The organism is Caulobacter radicis (assembly GCF_003094615.1).
GTDB lineage: Bacteria > Pseudomonadota > Alphaproteobacteria > Caulobacterales > Caulobacteraceae > Caulobacter > Caulobacter radicis.
Genome location: NZ_QDKO01000019.1, coordinates 42,926 through 63,960, shown reverse-complemented (window position 1 = coordinate 63,960; position 21,035 = coordinate 42,926). Strand labels below are relative to the sequence as shown.

Sequence of the window (21,035 nt, the reverse complement as noted above, 5' to 3'; positions counted from 1 at the left end):
AATCCTGGCGCGGCGGCCCCCGAGGGGCTAAACCCGCTGCAAATTCTCCACAACAAGGCCCCGCGCAGAGCCATGCAGATCTTCCTCGACAGCACCGACACCAAGGTCATCGCCGACTTCGCCGCGACCGGCCTGATCGACGGCGTCACCACCAATCCGACCCTGATCGCCAAGTCGGGCCGTCCGATGCTCGAAGTAATCGCCGAGATCTGCGACCTGGTTCCCGGCCCGATCAGCGCCGAAGTGGCCGCCACCACCGCCGACGCCATGATCGCCGAAGGCGCCAAGCTGGCCCAGATCGCCCCCAACGTCGTGATCAAGCTGCCGCTGACCCGCGACGGCCTGATCGCCTGCGGCCACTTCGCCAACGAAGGCGTCAAGACCAACGTCACCCTGTGCTTCTCGCCGGCCCAGGCCCTGCTGGCCGGCAAGGCCGGCGCGACCTACGTCTCGCCGTTCATCGGCCGCCTCGACGACTACGGCTTCGACGGCATGGACCTGATCCGCGACATCCGCGCCATCTACGACAACTACGGCTACGAGACCGAGATCCTGGCCGCCTCGGTGCGCAACACCATCCACGTGAAGGAAGCCGCCATAGCCGGCGCCGACGTCGTCACCATCCCGCCGGCGGTGTTCGGCGACATGTTCAAGCACCCGCTGACCGACAAGGGCCTTGAGCAGTTCCTGAAGGACTGGGCCAGCACCGGCCAGTCGATCCTGTAACCAGCGATTTTTTTGATCGCCGCAACCCGTTGCGGCGCAAGGCGCGGCCCCGGATTCGTCCGGGGCCGTTTCTTTTTGCGACTGCGAAGGTGGTTCGCAAACGCGAACTGGCGCGTTAGGGTCGGGAAACCTCGAGTTCTGAGGAGCGCGCCCATGAAAGCCGCCGCCGACATCGCCGTCGACATCTGCCTGGCCTCGGCCGAGGAAGCCCTGCGCTTCTCGCGCTTCGTGCAGAACTTCCTGGCCAGCAACGGCTTTCCGTTCGTGATGATCCACAACACCCCCGAGCTGGGCGCCGAGCGCCGCAAGGTGGTGTTCGAGGACGTCGGCGTCGGCAGGAAGTTCGCCCGCGAGTGGCGGATGGACCGGCTGGCCGCCGCCGGGGCCTGACGGCCAGGCTTTCAGAACGGCGTTTCCTGTTTCCGGTTTTGGGCGTTACACAGGGTGATCGTTTCGCCCTGCCCCAGAGTCGCGCCATGAACGACCCCAAATCCACCCTTCCCCCGGTCGCCGGTTCCGCGCTCGACCTGATCGGCCGCACGCCGATGCTGGAGGTGCGCAATCTCGACACCGGCCCCTGCCGCCTGTTCCTGAAGCTGGAAAGCCAGAACCCCGGCGGCTCGATCAAGGACCGCGTGGCCCGCTCGATGATCGAGGCGGCCGAGGCCGACGGCTCGCTGAAGCCGGGCGGGACGATCGTCGAGGCCACCGCCGGCAACACCGGCCTTGGCCTGGCCCAGGTGGCGACCCTGAAGGGCTACCGGCTGATCCTCGTCGTTCCCGACAAGATGGCGCGCGAGAAGATCCTGCACCTGCGGGCCATGGGCGTGGACGTTCGCCTGACCCGCAGCGACGTCGGCAAGGGCCACCCGGAATACTACCAGGACATGGCCGAGATCCTGGCCCAGTCGATCCCCGGCGCGATCTACGTCAACCAGTTCGCCAACCCGGCCAATCCGCGGGCCCACGAGACCGGCACCGGCCCCGAGATCCTCGAGCAGATGGGCGGCGACGTCGACGCCGTGGTCGTCGGCGTCGGTTCGGGCGGCACCCTGACAGGCGTGGGCCGCTACATGGCCGCTCACTCGCCCAAGACGCAGATGGTGCTGGCCGACCCGGTCGGCTCGATCCTCTGCGACTACGTGGCCACCGGAACCTATGGCGAGGCCGGCTCGTGGATCGTCGAGGGCATCGGCGAGGACTTCATCCCCGACAACGCCCAGATGGACCTCGTCCGCAAGGCCTACTCCATCAGCGACCGCGAGAGCGTCGACACCGCCCGCCTCCTCCTGCGCAAGGAAGGCGTGCTGGCCGGCTCGTCGTCGGGCACCCTGCTGGCGGCGGCCCTGAAATACTGCCGCGAGCAGACGCAGCCCAAGCGGGTGGTCACCCTGGTCTGCGACACCGGCGCCAAGTACCTGACCAAGATGTTCAACGACATGTGGCTGGCGGCGCACGGCTTCGACCAGCGCGAACTGCACGGCGACCTGCGCGACCTGATCGCCAAGCGCTACGCCGACGGCGGCGTGATCGCCATCGGCCCGCAGGATACGTTGCTGACCGCCTACAACCGCATGCGTTCGTCCGACATCAGCCAGCTGCCGGTGGTCGACGCGGGCCGCCTGGTGGGCATCCTCGACGAGAGCGACATCCTGGCCGCCGTCGAGGGCGGCGACGAGCACCATGAGGACCATCGCGGCGCCCGCTTCAAGACCCCGGTCGCCGAGGCCATGACCCGCGAGATCAACACCCTGCAGGCCCACCAGGGCGTCGAGGCCCTGCCCGAGGTGTTCGACCGCGACGAGGTGGCCCTGGTCGTCGACGGCGACGAGTTCGTCGGCGTCATCACCCGCGTCGACCTGCTCAACCACCTGCGGCTGGGGGCGTGAGGGCGTTGCGGAAACGTTCTCACGGAGGCATGCTGTGAGCGAAATCGAGACGAGGGTCGCATGGCCATCCAGGTGAAACTGACGCCCGCCTTGGAGAAGTTCGCCGAGGATTGCGTGGCGGACGGGCGTTTCGGCGACGTCAACGAAGTCGTCGAGGCCAGCCTGCGCCTGCTGCAACACCAGGAGCAGAAACGGCAGGCCTTCTTGCAGTCGCTCAAGGACGCCGAGGACGAGGCCGACCGGGGAGAGGTGTTCACGCTCGAGGAGGTCATGGCGGATCTGGACGCCATCATCGAGGCCGCCGAAGCCCACGCCGCCGAATAGATGCCTCCCGCCACGCTGTCAGCCACGGCTCGCCGCGACATGATGGCGGCGGCCAGCTGGATCGCCGGAGACAGCCTGAAGGCTTCACGCCGGTTCCAGATGGAATTGAGGCAGGCGCTGGCCCTGCTGGGAAGCTTCCCCATGACCGGCGCGAGCCGCCCTGAGCATGCGCCCGAGCCCTATCGGTTCTCGCTCCTGCCCGGCTTTCCCTATGTCCTCGTCTACAACTGCCAGCGCCGACCACCCGTGATCATGCGTATCCTGCATGGATCCCAGGACTTACCGGAAATTCTGAGCACGCTGCCGTCCGCCGACGACAGCGCCCCATGAAAGCCCTTCACGCATGACCGACATCCCCGGCAAGAACCGCCTGGCCTTCGCCACCCGCGCGATCCACGGCGGCCAGTTCCCCGACCCGACCACCGGCGCCGTCATGGTGCCCATCTACGCCACCTCGACCTATGTCCAGTCGAGCCCGGGCGAGCACAAGGGCTTCGAATATAGCCGCAGCCAGAACCCCACCCGCTTCGCCTTCGAGCGGGCCATCGCCGACCTCGAGAGCGGGACCGCCGGCTTCGCCTTCGCCTCGGGCCTGGCGGCGGCCTCGACGATCCTGGAGATCCTCGACAGCGGCGCCCACGTGATCGCCAGCGACGATCTCTACGGCGGCTCGTTCCGGCTGTTCGACAAGGTGCGCAAGCGCTCGGCGGGCCTGTCGTTCAGCTTCGTCGACATGGGCGACGTCTCGGCCATCGAGGCGGCGATCCGCCCCGAGACGAAGATGATCTGGGTCGAGACCCCGACCAACCCGATGCTGCGCCTGGCCGACCTGGAGACCATCGCGGCCCTGGCCAAGCGTCGCGGCCTGATCACCGTGGCCGACAACACCTTCGCCAGCCCTTTCGTGCAGCGCCCGCTGGAGCTGGGCTTCGACATCGTCATGCACTCGGCCACAAAGTACCTGAACGGCCACTCCGACGTGGTCGCGGGCGTGGCCGTGGTCGGCGACAATCCCGAGCTGATCGACAAGCTGAAGTTCCTGCAGAACGCCGTCGGCGCGGTGCTGGGGCCGTTCGACAGCTTCCTGGCCCTGCGCGGGGTCAAGACCCTGGCCCTGCGCATGCAGCGGGCCTGCGACAGCGCGCTCGAGATCGCCCAGTGGCTGGCCACCCGCAAGGACGTCGAGCGGGTCATCTATCCAGGCCTGGAAAGCCACCCCCAGCACGACCTGGCCCGCCGCCAGATGCACGGCGGCTTCGGCGGGATCATCTCGGTCGAGCTGAAGGGCGACGAGGCGACGGCGCGACGGGTTCTGGAACGCACGCGCCTGTTCACGTTGGCGGAGAGTTTGGGCGGGGTCGAGAGCCTGATCGAGCATCCGGCGATCATGACCCACGCCTCGATCCCCGCCGATCAGCGCAAGGCGCTGGGGATCAGCGACACCCTCATCCGGCTTTCGGTGGGGATTGAGGACTGCTCGGACCTGATTTCCGACCTTTCCTCGGCGCTCTCAACTTGAACAGGTGATGGTCCTTGTCGCCGGGCATCGACGGCGACGGGTCCGGAGCGTTCGACTTGCGCGGGGGCGGCAGCTCCCGCGTCGGGTCCTCCGCCCACAGGTGGGCGGCCAGCATCAGGTCGGTCTTGACCGGACCGAAGTCCTCCTTGGCTGTCCAGACGCGGATGGCGGCCTGGGCGAACACCTCCGACAGGTCGGTGACCTCGATCATCGGCGCCGGCTCCTTGCGCACGCGCGGATCGTTCTCGGCCCGCTCGCGCATCTTCTGCAGCACCAGCACGAGGTCGGTCTTCAGCGGCACCTTGAACAGCACGTCGGCCCGGCGGGTGCGGTGGGTCGAGTAGTTGAGGATGACGTCGCCGAACACCTTGCTGTTGGGGATCATCACCTTGACGTTGTCGGGGGTCGAGATCTCGGTGAACAGCAGGTCCAGCGACTTGACCGTGCCCTGGCGGGTGGCCGTCTCGATGACGTCGCCGACGCGATAGGGGCGGAACAGCAGGATCATCACCCCGGCCGCCACGTTCGACAGCGCGCCCTGCAAGGCCAGGCCGATGGCCAGCGAGGCCGCGCCCAGCACGGCGATGATCGAGGTCGCCTGCACGCCCAGCTGCTGCAGCACCGCCACCAGGCCGACGGCGACGATGGCGTAGCGCACCAGCGACGAGACGAAGCTTTCCAGGGTCGGATCGGGATTGGTCCGGTGCACCCGGCCCAGCGCCCGCCTGGCCATGCCCGCCAGCCAGCCGGCCGCCCAGAAGGTGACCACCAGGATGATCGCGGCCACCACCAGGTTGACGGCGATCTTGCCCAGCCAGTCGAGGAAATGCCCGAACATGGTCTCGTCGGCCTTGATGTTGGCGATGGACGGCAGGGAAAGGTCTTGCGGCACGATGGTCGGCTTGCTCATGAAACTCTCGATGGCGCCCCCGCGCCGGCCGGTCAACGACAGGCGGCCAAGGTTCGTTCCAAACCGCAAGATCCTCCCCCTGTGGGGGAGGCGATCGCGCAGCGATCGGTGGGGGGAGCGACCACGAAACCGGCCACCCCCTCGAAAGCTGAAACCGCCCCCCACCGGCCTTCGGCCGCCTCCCCCAGAGGGGGAGGTTCGCCGACCAAGATCCTCCCCCTGAAGGGGGAGGTGGCCCGAAGGGCCGGAGGGGGAAGTGTCTGATGAGGTCGGTGAGACCCAAACGACTCCAGTCCCTTCCCCCTCAGCCGGCGGAGTTTATCCTCGGGCCGGCCTTTGGCCGGACCCGGGGGCGACAGCTCCCCCTTCAGGGGGAGCATCTTGAAGGACGGGCCGGAGGGGGCCGCACAGACAGCCGAGAAACAGTCGGTTACATCAATTGGCTCGAAACCGCCGCCTTTGAACTCTAAGAGCCGCGCCCATGAGCATGCCCTTCATCGACCTCGCCGCGCAGCAGCGCCGGATCCGCGACAAGATCGACGCGGCGATCGCCGCCGTCCTCGACAGCGGCGCCTATGTCATGGGCCCGCAGGTGCGCGAGTTCGAAGCCCAGCTGGCCGCCTTCGGCCAGGCGCAGAAGGCGTTGTCCTGCGCCAACGGCACCGACGCCATCGCCCTGCCGCTGATGGCCTGGGGCGTGGGCCCGGGCGACGCGGTGTTCTGCCCGTCCTTCACCTTCGCCGCGACGCCGGAAGTCGTGCCGTGGGTCAACGCCACCCCGGTGTTCGTCGACGTGCTGCCCGACACCTACAACCTCGACCCCGCCAAGCTGGAAGCCGCCATCGCCGACGTGAAGGCGCAAGGCAAGCTGACCCCGAAGGTGGTCATCGCCGTCGACCTGTTCGGCCAGCCGGCCGACTATCCGGCCATCAAGGCCATCTGCGAGCGCGAAGGCCTCAAGCTGGTCGCCGACAGCGCCCAGGGCTTCGGCTGCACCCTGCACGGCCAGCATCCGCTGCGCTGGGCGGACGTGGCCACCACCAGCTTCTTCCCGGCCAAGCCGCTGGGCTGCTACGGCGACGGCGGCGCGGTGCTGACCAACGATCCGGTGCTCTGGGACCTGATGGACAGCTACCGCGTCCACGGCAAGGCGGTCGGCCCCGACCTCGAGGGCAAGACCTTCGACCACGACCCCAAGTACCTCAACACCCGCATCGGCATGAACTCGCGGCTGGACACCATCCAGGCGGCGATCCTGATCGAGAAGCTGGCGATCTTCGCCGAGGAAATCGAGCTGCGCCAGGCGGTGGCCGACCGCTACGCCGAAGGCCTGGCCGGCGTGGTGCTGTCCACGCCCAAGGTCATCGACGGCGGCGTCTCGGTCTGGGCCCAGTACGTCATCGAGCACGAGAACCGCGACGGCCTGGCCGCCCACCTGAAGACCAAGGGCGTGCCGACCGCCGTCTACTACCCCGTCCCGATGCACGTGCAGGCGCCCTACGCGGCCTTCCCGCGCGGCGCGGGCGGCCTGCCGGTCACCGAGGCCAAGGCCGAGACGGTGCTGGCCCTGCCGATGCATCCCTACCTTCCGGAGGCCGACCAGGCGGTGATCATCGAGGCGATCCGGGGCTTCAACGGCTGAGCTGCGCCTCATTGAGGCCTCAACTTCTAGCATTGTGCGCCGCACTACTCCCTGCCAGAAGGCCCGCATGCACGATCCGGTCACCAGCTTCGTCGTCTCGGTCTTTAGCGCGCCCAGCGCGGCCCTGATCATGGCCGGCGCCATCCTGGCGCTGGCCATCGGCCTGATCTTCCAGTCCGGCCATTTCGAGTTCGCCCCCCTGAAGGAAGACCTCCGCCGCCGCGCCGACCTGCTGTCGGAACTGCGCGGACAAGACCAGCAGAAGGCCTTCGCCGAGGCCTTCGCCACCCTCGACAAGCGCCTGGGCGGCGCGGCCTATCCCACCCTCGAACTGGGCTGGGCCGCCTATCGCGGCCAGCTGGCCGAAACCGGCGACGGGCGCCTGGCCTCGTCGATCCACGCGGTCGACGCCTTCGAACATGCCGATGGTCCGGCCCGCACCCTGGAATGGTGGGCCAACCTGCTGGTCGCCATCGGCCTGGTCATCACCTTCATGGGCATCGTCGCGGCCCTGACCGAGGCGGTCGACGCCATGCAGCGCCAGGGCGGCGCGGGCATGCAGACGGCGCTTATGGGCCTCCTGGCCGTGGCCGCCACCAAGTTCTGGACCTCGATCGCCGGCGTGCTGGGCTCGATCGTCCTGCGCCTGGTCGCGCGCCGCCGTCGCCAGGCCATCGAGGCGCTGGAAGCTCACTTCTTCGCCCTGCTTGACGGCTGCGTGCGCTTCGCCCCGCCCGAAAAGGTGATGCTCGAGCAGCTGGCGGTGCTGTCGCGCATCGAGGCCGCCCTTGGCGCCGGCGCGCACCCGCGCCAGGTCCCGGCCGCGCCGAGCCTGGCCTGATGGCGGGCCTGGCCCGCGCCCGCCGGCGCCGAACGCCCGACCTCGAGGAAGGCGAAAGCTACTACGTCTCGATGACCGACATGATGGTGGGGGTGATCTTCATCTTCATCATCATGCTGAGCTATTTCGCCCTGCAATTTCGGCAGTCGACCAAGGCCCTGACCGAGGCCAGGCATCCGGAGACCGCCGCGCTGCTGCAGACGGCCACGGCCCTGACGCCCCGCGACGTCACCGTCGAGATCGACGAGAAGGCCCGCGTGCTGTGCGTGCCCGAGACGGTGATCGGCGGCGCCGGAAGCGATCGCCGCTGCTTCTCCTACGCGCCGCCGACCAAGACCTCGGGCCTGGCCATCGCCGCCTCCGACGCCCAGAAGACGCTGATGGGCTTCCTCGACGCCGATCTGCGCGACGCCGGCGCGCCCCTGGTGGGCGACAGCTCGGGCGGCGCCCTGTCGTTCTCGGCCGATGTGCTGTTCGAGCCCGGCTCGTCGACCCTGTCGGCGGGGGGCCGCAAGATCGCGGGCGAGGTCGCCGCCTCGCTGGCCAGGCGCCTGCCGTGCCTTTCCTATGGCGGCGCGACGTCGACCACCTGCCCCGAAGGCGAGGCCAAGCTGGCCCTGGTCAACGTGATCAGCCAGACCAATCTCGACGCCTTCACCGCCGAGGGCCAGAAGGCCGCGGCCCTGTCATTGGCGCGCTCGGCGGCCTTCCACCAGGCCCTGACCGCCGCCCAGCCGGTGCTCGGCGCCCTGCGCAACGCCCCGGCCGGCCAGCCCGGTTCGCAGCCCCTGCTGCGGGTGGCCAGCGTCGGCCAGTCGCAGGAAGGCGCCTCGCGCGTCGGCGAGGGCCAGACGGTGAGCATCCAGTTCCAGATGGCCCAGTAGGCGAGCCCGCGCGGTTGGCGCGCGGGTCTCGTCGGCCTATATGCCGCGCGTTGCGTTTCGCGCCGGCCGGCGCCTCGCGCGTCCACGGCCGAAGAAAGAGCGCGTCATGCCCAGGGACATCCAGCAGACCACACAGCAGCAGGCCTCGCCGCACGCCGGCATGGGCTTCGCCCAGTTCGTCGCCCTGATCGCGGCGATGATGGCCACCAACGCCCTGGCCATCGACTCCATGCTGCCGGCCCTGCCGCAGATCAGCGCCAGCCTCGGCCTTACCGCCGACAACCAGCGCCAATGGGTGATCACCGCCTATCTGCTGGGCTTCGGCGCGGCCCAGATCGCCTATGGCTCGCTGGCCGACCGCTACGGGCGCAAGCCGGTGCTGCTGGCGGGCCTGGCCCTCTACGTGCTCTTCAGCCTGGCCTGCGCGCTGACCACCTCGTTCGAGATGCTGCTGGTCGCCCGGGCCCTGACCGGGGTCGGCGCGGCGGCGACGCGGGTGCTGGCCGTCTCCATCGTCCGCGACTGCTATTCGGGCCGCCGCATGGCCCAGGTCATGTCGCTGTCGTTCATCGTCTTCCTGGCCGTGCCGATCGTCGCCCCGTCGATCGGCCAGGCCATCGTGCTGGTCGCCCCCTGGCGCTGGATCTTCGGCGTCATGGCCGTGTTCGGCGCCGCCGTGATCGCCTGGACCGCCCTGAAGCTGCCCGAGACCCTGCACCCCGAAGACCGCACCCCGATCTCGCCCGGCGCGATCCTGGGCGCGTTCCGCACGGCCCTGACCGACCGGGTGGCCATGGGCTACACCATCGCCGCCACCCTGGTGCTGGCGGGCCTCTTCGGCTTCATCAACTCGGCCCAGCAGGTGTTCGTCGACGCCCTGGGCGCGGGCGAGTGGTTCACCCTGATCTTCGCCGGCATAGCCGGCGGCATCGCCCTGGCCTCGCTGGTCAACGCCCGCATCGTCGAGCGCCTGGGCATGCGCAAGGTCTCGCACGCCGCCCTGCTGGGCTTCATCGCCTTCGCCGGCGTGCACGCCGTCGTCGCCCACACCCAGCACGAAACGGTGTGGACCTTCGCCCTGCTGCAAGGCGGCATGATGTTCTGCTTTGGCCTCGTCATGTCGAATTTCGGAGCCATCGCCATGGAGCCGCTGGGCCACATCGCCGGCGCGGCCGCTTCGCTGCAGGGCTTCGTGACCACCATCGGCGGGGCCCTGGGCGGCTTCCTGATCGGGCAGCTGTTCGACGGCACCGTCGGCCCGCTGACCCTGGGCTTCTTCGGCTTCGGCCTGGCCGGCCTGATCGCCGTGCTGGTCACCGAGAAGGGCAGGCTGTTCCAGACCGGCCAAGGCGGCGGCGCGCCGGACATGGCCCACTAGGGCCATCCCGGCGCGATCGCTGGATCAATGCTCGCGCCCTGCCCGCCAGAAGGTCTGCAGCAGCGGCTCGACCATGTAGTCCAACGCCGTGCGACGCCGCAGCGGCACGATCACCTCAACGGGCAGACCCGGCTGGATGCCCGCCTGGGCGCCGCGAATGGCCGTGATCTTGGCCATCTCCTGGGCGGGCACTTCCACCTCGGCGCGGAAGTAGCGCGCCTCGGTCTTCTCGTCGGTGAAACTGTCGGCCGACAGCTTGGTCAGCACCCCCTTCAGGATCGGCAGGTTCCGCTCGTGCAGCGAAGTGAAGCGCACCTGCGTCTCTTGCCCGGCGCGCAGGTCGTCGGCGTCGGCCGGCGAAATCTGGGCCTGGATGAGCAGTTCCCGGTCTTGCGGCACGATCTCCATCAGGGTCTGGCCCGGCGCGATCACCCCGCCGACGGTGAAGACCGTCAATCCGACCACCTTGCCGCCCGCCGGAGCGCGGATCACGGTTCGCGCCAGCTGTTCGCGGACGGCGATCCACTTGGGCTGGAGGTCGTCGAGGCGAACCTGGACGTCCCGCAGCTGGCCGGCCACTTCCTCGGCGCGCTGCCTGTTCAGCGAGATGATCTGTAGCCGCGTTTCCCCCACGGCTTCATGCGAGCGGGCGATCTGCGCGCGGTGGGCGCCGTTCTCGCCCTCCAGCGAGGCCTCGGCGCGCTTCAGGGCCAGCAGGCGCGTCTTGGGCGCATAGCCCTTGTCGGCCAGTTCCTTGACGCCCTGATACTCCTCCTGGATCAGCCCCTGCTGGTCGACATTGGCCTTCAACTGCCGTTCGGCCCCGCCGGCCTGCTCGGACAGTTGGAGCACGCGCTGGCCCAAGACCCCGCGCTGGGTGTCCAGCGCCTGTCGACGCGTCCGGAACTGAAGCTGCTGCAACTTCATGGCCTCGCCCGCCAGCAGGCGATCGCCCGCCGATAGCGAAGCGAACTCGGGCGGCGCGGCGAAGGAGGCCCGGTCGTCACGCTCGGCCACGAGGCGCGCGCGCTGGGCCAGCAGGGTCAGGACCTCGCCCGCCAGGCCACGCTCGGCGGCCTTGATCTCGCTGCCGGAAATCTCGACCAGAGGCTGGCCGCGGCCGACCAGCTGGCCTTCCTGCACCTTGAGCGCCGTGATCACGCCGCCCTCGCGGTGTTGCACGGCCTGGCGATTGCCGGCCACGACGATGGATCCCGGCGCGTAGGCGCCGGCGTCGAGCGGCGTCAGCGCGGCCCAGCCCAGGAAGCCGACGAAGAACAGGCCGGCGATCACATAGCCCAGGGTGATCGTCCGCCTCGGATCGTCGGACATGACGCGGGGCGAACGGGCGGGCACGGTCAGCGAGCGGCTCATGGCTTGACCACCTTGGGCTTGGGAGCGGCGGTCGCGGCGTTGAGGGCGGCGATCACCTTGTCGCGCGCGCCCATCCGTTCGATCTGGCCGTCGCGCAGGACCGCCAGCCGGTCGGCGACGCCCAGGATGCCGCTGCGATGGGCGATGATCATGATCGCGCAGCCGCGACGGCGCGCATCGACCAGGGCGTTGGCCAGCGCGGTCTCGCCGTCGGCGTCGAGCGCTGAGTTGGGCTCGTCGAGAACCAGCACCGGCGGCGCGCCGTAGAGCGCGCGGGCCAGGGCGATGCGCTGGGCCTGACCGGCCGAGAGGCCGCGCCCGCCGACACCCAGCTCGGTGTCATAGCCGTGCGGCAGCCGCAGGATGAGTTCGTGCGCCCCGGCGGCCTTGGCCGCATTGACGGTCTCGGCGTCGATCAGGGCCGCATCGTCCCCGATCCAGCCGGCGAAGCGCGAGATGTTGTCGCGCACGGAACCGGCCATCAGCGACGGATCCTGGGGCAGATAGCCGATGAAGCGGCCCAGGCGATCGGGCTCCCAATCGGCATAGTTGGCCTGATCGATGCGCGCGGTCCCCGCATCCGGGGTCAGGGCGCCGGCGGCGACCCTGGCCAAGGTGGTCTTGCCCGCGCCGCTGGGGCCCAGGACGCCAAGAATCTCGCCCGGCACGAGGCGCAGGGAGGCGCCGCGCAGCAGCAGCTGGCCTTCGCGCCCCCGGACGACGATCTGTTCGAGCCGCACGTCGCCGTCGGGAACCGGCAGGGCGGTGCCGGCGGGACGATCGCCGGAAGCATCCAGCAGGGAGATGATGTTCGAGAACGAATTGCGGGCCTGGCTGACGAGGCCCCAGGCGCCGACGATCTGCTCGACGGGCTGCAAGGCCCGGCTGATCAACACCGAGGACGCGATGATCGCGCCGGCCGAGATCTGCCGCTCGACAGCCAGCCAGGCGCCGAGCGCGAGAGCCAGGGACTGCAAGGTCAGGCGCGCGAACTTGATGGCGGCCGAATAGGCGCCGCCCGCCATCTGGGTCCGCGCGGCCATGTCGAGGCCCGCGGCGCGCTGGTCCAGCTGGCGCGCCTCCATGGCCCGCTCCATGCCCAGGGATCGCACGACCTCGGCGTTGCGGGCGGCGGCGTCCTGGGCGGCATAGGCGGCGGCCTGCGCCTCCAGGGAGGCCTTGGAGGAAACCCGCGTGGCGCGCTCGTTCAGGACCGCCAGAAACAACAGGACGACCGCGCCCGCCAGGGCCATGCCGCCGATCGCGGGATGAAGCGCGAAGGCGATGATGAGGTAGATCGGGATCCAAGGCGCATCGAGGACGGCCAGGGCCGTGGGTCCCGACAGCGCCTGGCGCAGAAGGTCAAAGTCCCGCATGCCCTGGGCGGACCCGGCGCGGGTGACGATCAGTCGCCGGAGGATGACCGGCGCCAACAGGCGGTCGAGCCGCAGGCCCGCCAGGGTCATCAGCCGGGCGCGGATCATGTCGAGCCCCGCCAGGGTGGCGAGGGCGAGGATCACCGCTATCGTCAGATAGAACAGGGTCAGCAGGCCGCCGGTGGGCACGACGCGGTCGTAGACCTGCAACATGAACAAGGTGGGCGTCAGGTAGAGCAGGTTGAGCAGGGCGCTGAACACCGCCGTGGCCACGAAATGCGAACGGCAGGCCTTCAGGACCTCGGCGACCGGACCAGACAAGGTTTTCACGATCTGCTCCACATGCGCCCACGCGGGGCGAACCATCGCTCCCATGGCCGAACAACGCCTTAGCGGAGCGTGAGCCACGCACAAGGGGGCATCGCCGCCCGACGTTTTCGAAGGTCGTGCGCCGCAGGGCGCCGCCTTCAGTCCAGCATCCGTTCCAAGGTGATCAAATCGTCGGCCTCGCGCGACGGCTTGTCCCAGCGGATGCGGTTGATCCGCGGAAAGCGCATGGCCACGCCCGACTTGTGCCGCGTCGAGCGCTGCAGGCCCTCGAACGCCACCTCGAAGACAAGACCGAACTCCAGGTCCGCCCGCACCGAGCGCACCGGCCCGAACCGCTCAATGGTGTTGTCGCGGACGAACTTGTCGATCTGCTTCAACTCCTCGTCCGTGAAGCCGAAATAGGCCTTGCCCACCGGGGTCAGCTTGCGATCGCCGGTCTCATCCTCGCGCCAGACGCCGAAGGTGTAGTCGGAATAGAAGCTCGACCGCTTGCCGTGGCCGCGCTGGGCGTACATCAGCACCGCGTCGACCAGATGGGGATCGCGCTTCCACTTGAACCACGGCCCCTTGGGGCGGCCCGGCTCGTAGGCGCTGTCCCAGCGCTTGAGCATCAGCCCTTCGGCGATGGCCGGGTCGCCGGACGGAGGTTCGGCCCGCAGGGCGGCCAGCGCCTCCCAGGTCTCGAACGGCTGGAGCGGCGACAGGTCGATGCGCGTCGTCGACAGTCGCTCCACGAAAGCCTCCAGCCGCTCGCGTCGCCGGACGAAGGGCAACCCCCGCAGATCCTCCTCCCCATCGAGCAACAGGTCGTAGGCGCGAATCCCGGCCGGGTAGGCCCCCATCAGCCTGGCGTCGACGGTCTTGCGGTTCAGCCGCTGTTGCAGATCACCGAAGCTGGCGATCGCGCCATCGCGCATGACCAGCAGTTCGCCGTCCAGCGCGCCCTCGAAATCGAGCGCCTCCAGCACGTCGGGAAAGGTCGCCGAGATGTCGTCGCCGGTGCGGGTGTAGAGCCGCCGCTCGCCGCGCTCGCTGACCGCCTGCACGCGGATGCCGTCCCACTTCCATTCGGCGGCGTAGTCGGCGGGATCGAGCTTTGCGAAATCCACCGCCTCGTCGATGGCCTGGGCCAGCATGACGGGCCGGAAGCGGCCCGGCGCATCCGGCGAAGGCCGATCGGACCGCCCCTCCAGCCAGGCGAAGAGGTCGCCATAGGGCGGCTCGATCGCGTGCCAGACCTCCTCGATCTCGCCGATCGGCGCGCCGCCCAGATTGGCGCAGGCCTGCTTGGCCAGCCGCGAGGACACCCCCACCCGCAGCCCGCCGGTCATCAGCTTCAAGAGCGCCCAGCGGCCGTCGGCGTCCAGGGCGTCGAGCCAGCCCTCGATCAGCGCTTGCGCCTGCGTCCGCGAGGTCGCCTTCAGCGCCTCGACCACTTCCGACAGTTCCGGCTCGCGATTGGCGCCGGGCCTTGCCGGCCAGACCAGGGCGACGGTCTCGGCTAGGTCCCCGACATAGTCGTAGGACCAGGCGAACAACTGGGCGTCCATTCGCGCCTCGACCGCCTTCCTGATGAAGGCCGGCTTGGCGGCGTCGAACGACAGGGCCCCGGTCAGGGCCGCCAGGGCGTAGCCGCGGTCAGGATCGGGCGTGCCCCGCAGGAAGCCCTCGATCAGGGTCAGCTTGGCGTTGCGCGAGGCCGTCAGCGACAGGCGGTCGAGAAGATGGGCGAAGGCGCGCACTACTCGCCGTCCTCTTCGTCATAGCCCACCAGGCGCAGGGCGCGGGCGGGGATGCCTTCCAGCTCGCACCACCGCTCCAGGGCCTCCTCGCGACCGTGGGTGATCCACACCTCGCCGGGGCGCAGCTCGGCCAGGGTGTCGGTCAGCTCGTCCCAGTCGGCGTGGTCGGAGATGATCAGCGGCAGCTCGACCCCACGCTGGCGGGCCCGCGCCCGCACCCGCATCCAGCCGCTGGCGAAGCAGTCGACGGGATCGGGAAACCGGCGGCTCCAGCGATCGGCCAGGGCCGAGGGCGGGGCGACGATGATCGAGCCGGCGAAGTCGCCCGCCTTGCCGCGCTCGGTGGTCGCCGGCTCCAGGGGCCCCAGATCGACGCCATGGGCTTCATAGAGGCGGTTCAGCCGCTCCATCGCCCCGTGCACGTGGATCGTCCGGTCCCAGCCGGCCTCGCGCAGCAGCCTGACCACCCGCTGGGCCTTGCCCAGGGCGTAGGCGCCGACGATGTGGGCGCGCTCGGGGAACTGCGCCACCGACTTCAGGAGGGCGGCGATCTCGCCCTTGTCGTCGGGATGGCGAAACACCGGCAGGCCGAAGGTCGCCTCGGTGACGAAGACGTCGCAGGGTACGGGCTCGAACCGCGCGCAGGTGGGATCGCGGCGGCGCTTGTAGTCGCCGGAGACGACGATGGTCAGGCCCTTCCAGCGCACCACCGCCTGGGCCGAGCCCAGCACGTGGCCGGCCGGGACAAGGCTCACCTCGACGCCGTTGTGGGTGAAGCTCTCGCCGTAGGGAACCGCCTGGCGCTGGCCGGTGAAATCCTCGCCATAGCGTTCGGCCATGATCGCCAGGGTCTGCGGCGTCGCCGCCACCATGCCGTGGCCGGCGCGGGCGTGATCGGAATGGCCATGGGTGATCACCGCCCGGTCCACGGGACGGACCGGGTCGATGTAGAAGTCGCCGGGCGGGCAGTAGAGCCCTCCGGGCTTCGGACAGAGAAGATCCTGGGGCTTGATCACGGCTGGATAAGACAACGCGCGATCCTGTAAGCCTATCCCTCCAAGACTAGAGAGCGGCATGAGCGAGACGGATATCGGCGAACAGCACCGCCTCATCGCCAAGGCGATGAACGAGGGCAGCCCCCAGGCCAAGGCCCTGGGCTTTTCCACCCTGGAGATCGGCGACGGCGTCGCCATCCTCAAGGCGCCCTACCGCACCGAACTGGTCGGCGACCCGGAAACGGGCGTCATCGCCGGCGGCGTGGTCACCACCCTGCTCGACCACGCTTCGGGGCAGGCGGTGCACGCGGCCATGACCAGCTGGACCTCGATCGCCACGCTGGACCTGCGTATCGACTACATGCGGCCGGCCGAGCCGGGAAAGGACATCCTGGCCCGGGCCCACTGCTACAAGCTGACCCGCTCGGTCGCCTTCGTCCGCGCCGTGGCCTACGAGACCGACCCCGAAGACCCGATCGCCGCCGCCCAGGCCGCGTTCATGCTGGATTCCAGCGCCGGCAAGAGGGCGGGCGCCAACCTCAAGCCGCCAGGCTCCAGCAAGCCGGGCGAAAGCAAGAAGGAGGGCGGCCAATGAGCGAAGCCCAGGATCGCCTGGTCGCCGTGCTCGGCGCCATTCCCTACGCCCGCTTCATCGGCATGAAGGCCGAGCTGGCCGGCGACGAGATGACCGCCATCCTGCCGTTCTCGCCCGAGATCGTCGGCAATCCGATGCTGCCGGCCATCCACGGCGGCGTGCTGGGCGCCTTCATGGAGATGACGGCCCTGGCCCAGCTGTCGATCGCCGAGACCCTGAAGCGCCAGCCGCGCACCATCGACGTCTCCATCGAGTACCTGCGCTCGGGCCGACCGCTGACCACCTACGCCCGCGCCCAGATCAAGAAGGTCGGCCGCCGCATCGCCAACGTCCATGTCGAGGCCTGGCAGGAGCAGCGCGCGGCCCCGATCGCGGCCCTGCGCGGCCACTTCCTGCTGACCGGGGCCGAGGATTGATCCTCCCCCGGTTGCGGCGGCGCGGCGCAAGGCGCGCCCGCCGCCCGACCGGCAGACTGGGCAATAATTTTCGCTGATAGTGCGAACATCGCCAACATTAATCCAATGTAATGCGCATTACAGGTCTGATAGTTTCTTAAAATGGCGTCATGACGCAAAGGTAACGGGTGTTCGTCCCTGGCCCCGCCTATACCTCTTTTCACCGGACGCGGACGTCGCGCCGGGCCAACAACTCAGGGACTAGACCAATGACCTTCTCGAACAACGCTTTCGCTTCGCTCGCCAGCCTGGTGCTCGCCGTGCTTCCCCTCGTCGTCATCGCCGGCTTCATCTCGCCGAGCTTCTAAGTGAACGCCGCGTAGCTCCGCCGGCCCGATCCCGGCGGAGCATGGCGCCTGGCGAAATCATTCACCAAAGAATAGATCGGAAAGAATTCGAAACTTACTTGTTTCGGTAGATATCAGAACGTTGCCTTTGCAGCGAACTTGCAGCGATATCGTCGATTTCCGACCCTATAATCGCTCCAATATCGTCATCAAACATTGAATTACGATCTCTAAAAATCCCGCTTCCGCAGGATTTTACTTCGCATATCGGCGGAGTTGTTGCGGACAAGGGGATATTCTTAGAGATGAACAGAACCAAGCTGGCCTGCCTGGCCACGACGGCGCTGTTCGGCGGCCTGCTTTCGGCCGCCGGCGCCTACGCCCAATCGACCGCCACCACCGAACTCGACACCGTCGTCGTCACCGCCGCTTCGAGCCCCAAGACGATGGACGGGACCATGGTCGCCGAGACGGCGCCGAAGGGTAAGTATACGGTCACCAACGAGTTCCTGAACCGTCAGGCCGACGGCCAGACCGTGCTTCAGTCGCTGAACCTGGTGCCGGGCCTGGTGTTCACCAACAGCGACCCCTACGGCTCGTCGGGCGGCAGCATCCGCCTGCACGGCCAGGACGGCGCCCACATCGGCTTCCTGGTCGACGGCGTGCCGCTGAACGACGGCGGCAACTACGCCATCTATTCCAACCAGCAGGTCGACGCCGAGCTGATCCAGCAGGCCAACGTCAACACCGGCTCGACCGACGCCGACTCCGTCACCGCCTCCTCGACCGCCGGCGTGATCAACTACACCACCCTGCGCGCCACCAAGGACTTCGGCGTGGTCGCCAAGGCCGGCGTCGGCACCGACAACTTCCGCCGCGCCTTCGCCCTGCTGCAGACCGGCGAGTTCGGCCCGCTGGGCACGCGCGCCTGGATCGCCGGGAGCTGGCAGAAGTACGACAAGTTCAAGGGTCCGGGCACGCTCGAGAAGAAGCAGGTCAACGCCCGCATCGAGCAGGACCTGGCCAAGCCAGGCGACTTCCTGGCGCTGAACTTCAACTACAATGAAAACCGCAACAGCAGCTACTACGCGCCCTACCTGACCAACGCCGACGCCTCGGTGGCCGGCGACGTGGCGACCTACGGCGAGGACTACGACTTCAGCACCACGCCGGGCACGTCGAGCTACTACGGCCTGCGCATCAACCCGTCGAACACCGGCACCATCCGCGGCCAGTCGCGCTTCACCCTGCTGCCGAACCTGAAGCTGACGGTCGATCCGTCGTTCAACTACACCCTGGCCAACGGCGGCGGCTCGACCAGCCTGTCGGAAACCTCGATCCAGCTGAAGAACAGCGCCGGCGTGGGCGTCGACCTCAACGGCGACGGCGACACGGGCGACACCGTGCTGGTCTATTCGCCCAGCAACACCAACACCCGCCGCTGGGGCCTGAACACCTCGCTGATCTGGGACGTGGCCGATCACCACCGCGTGCGCTTCGCCTACGCCTGGGACGAGGCCCACACCCGCCAGACCGGCGAATACAGCACCCTCAACAGCAACGGCGACCCGACCGACGTGTTCAGCGGCAAGGACGGCTACGGCGTGGCCGTCCAGACCGCCGCCGGCGACATCGCCCAGAAGCGCAACCGCAGCTCGGTGGCCACCTTCAACCAGTTCAGCGTCGAGTACCGCGGCGAGTTCCTGGACGAGAAGCTGGTCGCCAACATCGGCGTGCGCCTGCCCACGCTGGATCGCGAGCTGAACCAATACTGCTACTCGCGCGCCGGCTCGACCACCTACTACTGCTCGTCGATGACCCCGACGGCCACGGCCGCCAAGGCCGAGGGCGCGGTGGCCTCGGTCGTCACCGTCAACGGCGCGACCTATTTCTCGCCGTTCTCGGCCAAGAAGAGCTATGACGACGTGCTGCCGAACGTGGGCCTGTCGTACCGCATCGGCGCCAACCACTCGGTCTATGGCAGCTATTCGGAGCAGATGTCGGCCCCGAAGGTCGACAACCTCTACACCCTGACCAGCACCGGGGCCCTGGGCAATGTCGAGCCGGAAACCGGCCAGACTGTGGAGGTCGGCTACCGCTTCCGTACGCCGACCGTGATGGCCTCGGCCAGCGTCTACCACACCAACATCCAGAACCGGATCGTCACCACGGTCGACCAGAACGACGGCACCTACATCGACCGCAACGTCGGCGACGTCGAAATCCAGGGCTTCGACGCCCAGGCCCAGTGGCGCCTGGACGACAGCCTGACGATCTATGGCTCGATGGCCTACACCGACGCCAAGCTGCAGGACGACCTGGCCGTCAGCTACAGCTCGACGACGGGTCTGGCCACCTATGCCGACACCGCCGGCAAGCAGGTGGTGGAGACCCCCAAGTGGACCTTCGCCGGCCGCCTGACCTATGACATCGGCAAGTTCCAGATCGGCGTGCAGGGCAAGTTCATCGGCGAGCGGTACATGACCGACGTCAACGACCAGAAGCTGCCGCACTACACGGTGTGGGACGCCGACGTCCGCTACGACCTGGGCGGCGACGGCTGGAAGAAGTCGTACCTCCAGCTCAACGTCACCAACATCTTCGACAAGTTCTACTACGGCAACCTGTCGGGAACCCAGACCAGCGCCACCCCGGGCGATCCGGGCTACGCGCGCACCTACGCCTATGTGGGCGCGCCGCGCGCGGCGGTGCTCAGCCTGCGGACGGCCTTCTAGGGCCGCGTCTCAGATCGCGCGAGGAAGGGGCGGCTCGGCGACGGGCCGCCCCTTTTTCGTGGCCGCCAGAGCCGCCGCGGTGCGGTGCAGTATGGCGTGGCGGTCGGCCAGGCGGTCGATGTCGGGGTCGTAGCCGCCGCCGATCACGCCGACGACGGGAATCTCTCGCTCAAGGCACGCGCCCAGCACCCGCGCCTCGCGGGCGGCGATGCCGGCGTTGGTCAGGGACAGTCGCCCCAGCTTGTCGTCCGTATGCGGATCGACCCCGGCGTTGAAGAAGACGAGGTCGGGATCCACCCGCGCGATCAGGTCGGGGAGGATCGCGTCCAAACGGTCCAGGTAGGCGCCGTCGTCGGTCCCGTCCGGCAGTTCGACGTCGAGGTCGCCGGCGGCCTTGCGGTGCGGGAAGTTCTTTTCCGCGTGCATCGAGAAGGTGAAGACGCTGGGATCGTCCTCGAAGATCCGCGCCGTGCCGTCGCCCTGGTGGACATCGAGGTCGACGACCAGCACCTGGGAGACGCGCCCCTCGGCCTGGAGCAGCCGCGCGGCGACGGCCACGTCGTTGAACACGCAGAAACCCGCGCCGGAAGCCGCCTCGGCATGGTGGCTGCCCCCGGCGGTGTTGCAGGCGATCCCATGCTCCAGCGCCAGCCGCGCGGCCAGGATCGTGCCGCCGGTCGCCGCGCGGGCCCGGGTCGCGACGCTTTCGCTGTTGGGCATGCCGATGCGCCGCACGATGTCGGGCGGCAGCGACAGTTCGACCACGCCGCGCACATAGTCGTCGGCATGCGCCAGGCGCAGCACGTCGAGCGATGCGAACTCCGGCTTGTGGAAGCCCGCCGGCCCCGGCAGCCCTTCGGCCTCCAGAAGGCTGGCCAAGCGCGAGAACTTGTCCATCGGGAAGCGGTGCCCGGGCGGCATTTCGGCCCGGAAGGCGGGGTGATGGACGATAGGCGGCATGCTCCGAAGGATGGGAGCCGCGACCATGCGGCGCAAGGCTGACGTTATGGGCAGCCTTGCCCTGGCCGTCCGT

20 protein-coding genes are annotated in these 21,035 nt (G+C 68.7%); 14 read left to right on the top strand and 6 right to left on the bottom strand.

The features are described 5' to 3' along the window. Positions 1-72 precede the first annotated feature (72 nt). The 6 genes from fsa to DDF62_RS11160 all read left to right on the top strand — a co-directional run bounded on the left by fsa (position 73) and on the right by DDF62_RS11160 (position 4,458). Entirely contained in the window at positions 73-726 is a 654-nt protein-coding gene (gene fsa / locus DDF62_RS11185; protein WP_116489186.1) for a fructose-6-phosphate aldolase, read from the top strand. A gap of 153 nt (positions 727-879) precedes the next feature. Then, positions 880-1,116, top strand: coding sequence for a hypothetical protein (locus DDF62_RS11180; protein ID WP_116489185.1), 237 nt, complete (start codon positions 880-882; stop codon positions 1,114-1,116). Positions 1,117-1,202: 86 nt separating this feature from the next. Then, positions 1,203-2,615 (top strand): pyridoxal-phosphate dependent enzyme, encoded by a 1,413-nt coding sequence (locus tag DDF62_RS11175; protein WP_116489184.1) that lies wholly within the window; start codon positions 1,203-1,205, stop codon positions 2,613-2,615. Between the two features lie 60 nt (positions 2,616-2,675). After that, positions 2,676-2,939, top strand: a complete 264-nt coding sequence (locus DDF62_RS11170) for a type II toxin-antitoxin system ParD family antitoxin (RefSeq protein WP_116489183.1) — start codon at positions 2,676-2,678, stop codon at positions 2,937-2,939. Next, on the top strand, positions 2,940-3,269 hold the full coding sequence (locus tag DDF62_RS11165) for a type II toxin-antitoxin system RelE/ParE family toxin (protein ID WP_116489182.1): 330 nt from the start codon (positions 2,940-2,942) through the stop codon (positions 3,267-3,269). 13 nt (positions 3,270-3,282) lie between these two features. Continuing rightward, the gene (locus DDF62_RS11160) at positions 3,283-4,458 is read left to right on the top strand and encodes a trans-sulfuration enzyme family protein (protein WP_116489181.1); all 1,176 of its coding nucleotides are present in this window, start codon (positions 3,283-3,285) and stop codon (positions 4,456-4,458) included. On the opposite strand, the gene DDF62_RS11155 is transcribed toward DDF62_RS11160, so the two are convergent. Beyond that, the gene (locus DDF62_RS11155; protein ID WP_116489180.1) at positions 4,385-5,368 is read right to left on the bottom strand and encodes a mechanosensitive ion channel family protein; all 984 of its coding nucleotides are present in this window, start codon (positions 5,366-5,368) and stop codon (positions 4,385-4,387) included. The two genes, DDF62_RS11160 and DDF62_RS11155, sit on opposite strands and share 74 nt — an antisense overlap. A gap of 481 nt (positions 5,369-5,849) precedes the next feature. Here DDF62_RS11155 and DDF62_RS11150 point away from each other — a divergent pair, with 481 nt between their 5' ends. The 4 genes from DDF62_RS11150 to DDF62_RS11135 all read left to right on the top strand — a co-directional run bounded on the left by DDF62_RS11150 (position 5,850) and on the right by DDF62_RS11135 (position 10,113). Further along, positions 5,850-7,010 carry a DegT/DnrJ/EryC1/StrS family aminotransferase gene (locus DDF62_RS11150; RefSeq protein ID WP_116489179.1) on the top strand — a complete coding sequence of 387 codons (1,161 nt, stop codon included), beginning with the start codon at positions 5,850-5,852 and terminating at the stop codon, positions 7,008-7,010. Between the two features lie 67 nt (positions 7,011-7,077). After that, a complete protein-coding gene (locus DDF62_RS11145; RefSeq protein ID WP_116489178.1) occupies positions 7,078-7,851 on the top strand; it encodes a hypothetical protein in 774 nt (257 codons plus the stop codon). Then, entirely contained in the window at positions 7,851-8,735 is an 885-nt protein-coding gene (locus DDF62_RS11140; RefSeq protein WP_116489177.1) for a hypothetical protein, read from the top strand. The genes DDF62_RS11145 and DDF62_RS11140 overlap by 1 nt, the downstream gene beginning before the upstream one ends. 160 nt (positions 8,736-8,895) lie before the next feature. Beyond that, positions 8,896-10,113, top strand: a complete 1,218-nt coding sequence (locus DDF62_RS11135) for a multidrug effflux MFS transporter (RefSeq protein WP_116489276.1) — start codon at positions 8,896-8,898, stop codon at positions 10,111-10,113. 24 nt (positions 10,114-10,137) lie between these two features. Here the strand turns inward: DDF62_RS11135 and DDF62_RS11130 are convergent, their stop codons facing one another. The 4 genes from DDF62_RS11130 to DDF62_RS11115 all read right to left on the bottom strand — a co-directional run bounded on the left by DDF62_RS11130 (position 10,138) and on the right by DDF62_RS11115 (position 15,966). Next, on the bottom strand, positions 10,138-11,487 hold the full coding sequence (locus DDF62_RS11130) for an HlyD family type I secretion periplasmic adaptor subunit (protein ID WP_116489176.1): 1,350 nt from the start codon (positions 11,485-11,487) through the stop codon (positions 10,138-10,140). Then, positions 11,484-13,193, bottom strand: coding sequence for a type I secretion system permease/ATPase (locus DDF62_RS11125; protein WP_244286793.1), 1,710 nt, complete (start codon positions 13,191-13,193; stop codon positions 11,484-11,486). The genes DDF62_RS11130 and DDF62_RS11125 overlap by 4 nt, the downstream gene beginning before the upstream one ends. Positions 13,194-13,330: 137 nt before the next feature. Continuing rightward, positions 13,331-14,935, bottom strand: a complete 1,605-nt coding sequence (locus DDF62_RS11120; RefSeq protein ID WP_116489174.1) for a cisplatin damage response ATP-dependent DNA ligase — start codon at positions 14,933-14,935, stop codon at positions 13,331-13,333. Further along, positions 14,935-15,966, bottom strand: coding sequence for a ligase-associated DNA damage response exonuclease (locus DDF62_RS11115; RefSeq protein WP_116489173.1), 1,032 nt, complete (start codon positions 15,964-15,966; stop codon positions 14,935-14,937). Before DDF62_RS11115 ends, DDF62_RS11120 begins: the two co-directional genes overlap by 1 nt. 43 nt (positions 15,967-16,009) lie before the next feature. Between DDF62_RS11115 and DDF62_RS11110 the strand changes: the two genes are divergently transcribed. The 4 genes from DDF62_RS11110 to DDF62_RS11100 all read left to right on the top strand — a co-directional run bounded on the left by DDF62_RS11110 (position 16,010) and on the right by DDF62_RS11100 (position 20,002). Then, positions 16,010-16,525: a PaaI family thioesterase gene (locus DDF62_RS11110; protein WP_116489172.1), complete on the top strand. Its 516-nt coding sequence runs from the start codon at positions 16,010-16,012 to the stop codon at positions 16,523-16,525. Further along, on the top strand, positions 16,522-16,941 hold the full coding sequence (locus DDF62_RS11105) for a PaaI family thioesterase (protein WP_058347561.1): 420 nt from the start codon (positions 16,522-16,524) through the stop codon (positions 16,939-16,941). The genes DDF62_RS11110 and DDF62_RS11105 overlap by 4 nt, the downstream gene beginning before the upstream one ends. Before the next feature lie 248 nt (positions 16,942-17,189). After that, the gene (locus tag DDF62_RS26180; RefSeq protein WP_243410648.1) at positions 17,190-17,288 is read left to right on the top strand and encodes a hypothetical protein; all 99 of its coding nucleotides are present in this window, start codon (positions 17,190-17,192) and stop codon (positions 17,286-17,288) included. A 284-nt stretch (positions 17,289-17,572) separates the two neighbouring features. Further along, positions 17,573-20,002: a TonB-dependent receptor gene (locus tag DDF62_RS11100; protein WP_116489171.1), complete on the top strand. Its 2,430-nt coding sequence runs from the start codon at positions 17,573-17,575 to the stop codon at positions 20,000-20,002. Positions 20,003-20,011: 9 nt separating this feature from the next. Here DDF62_RS11100 and DDF62_RS11095 read toward each other — a convergent pair whose 3' ends face one another. After that, complete coding sequence (locus DDF62_RS11095) at positions 20,012-20,962, bottom strand: histone deacetylase family protein (protein ID WP_425267042.1); 951 nt, start codon at positions 20,960-20,962, stop codon at positions 20,012-20,014. Positions 20,963-21,035: the final 73 nt, after the last annotated feature.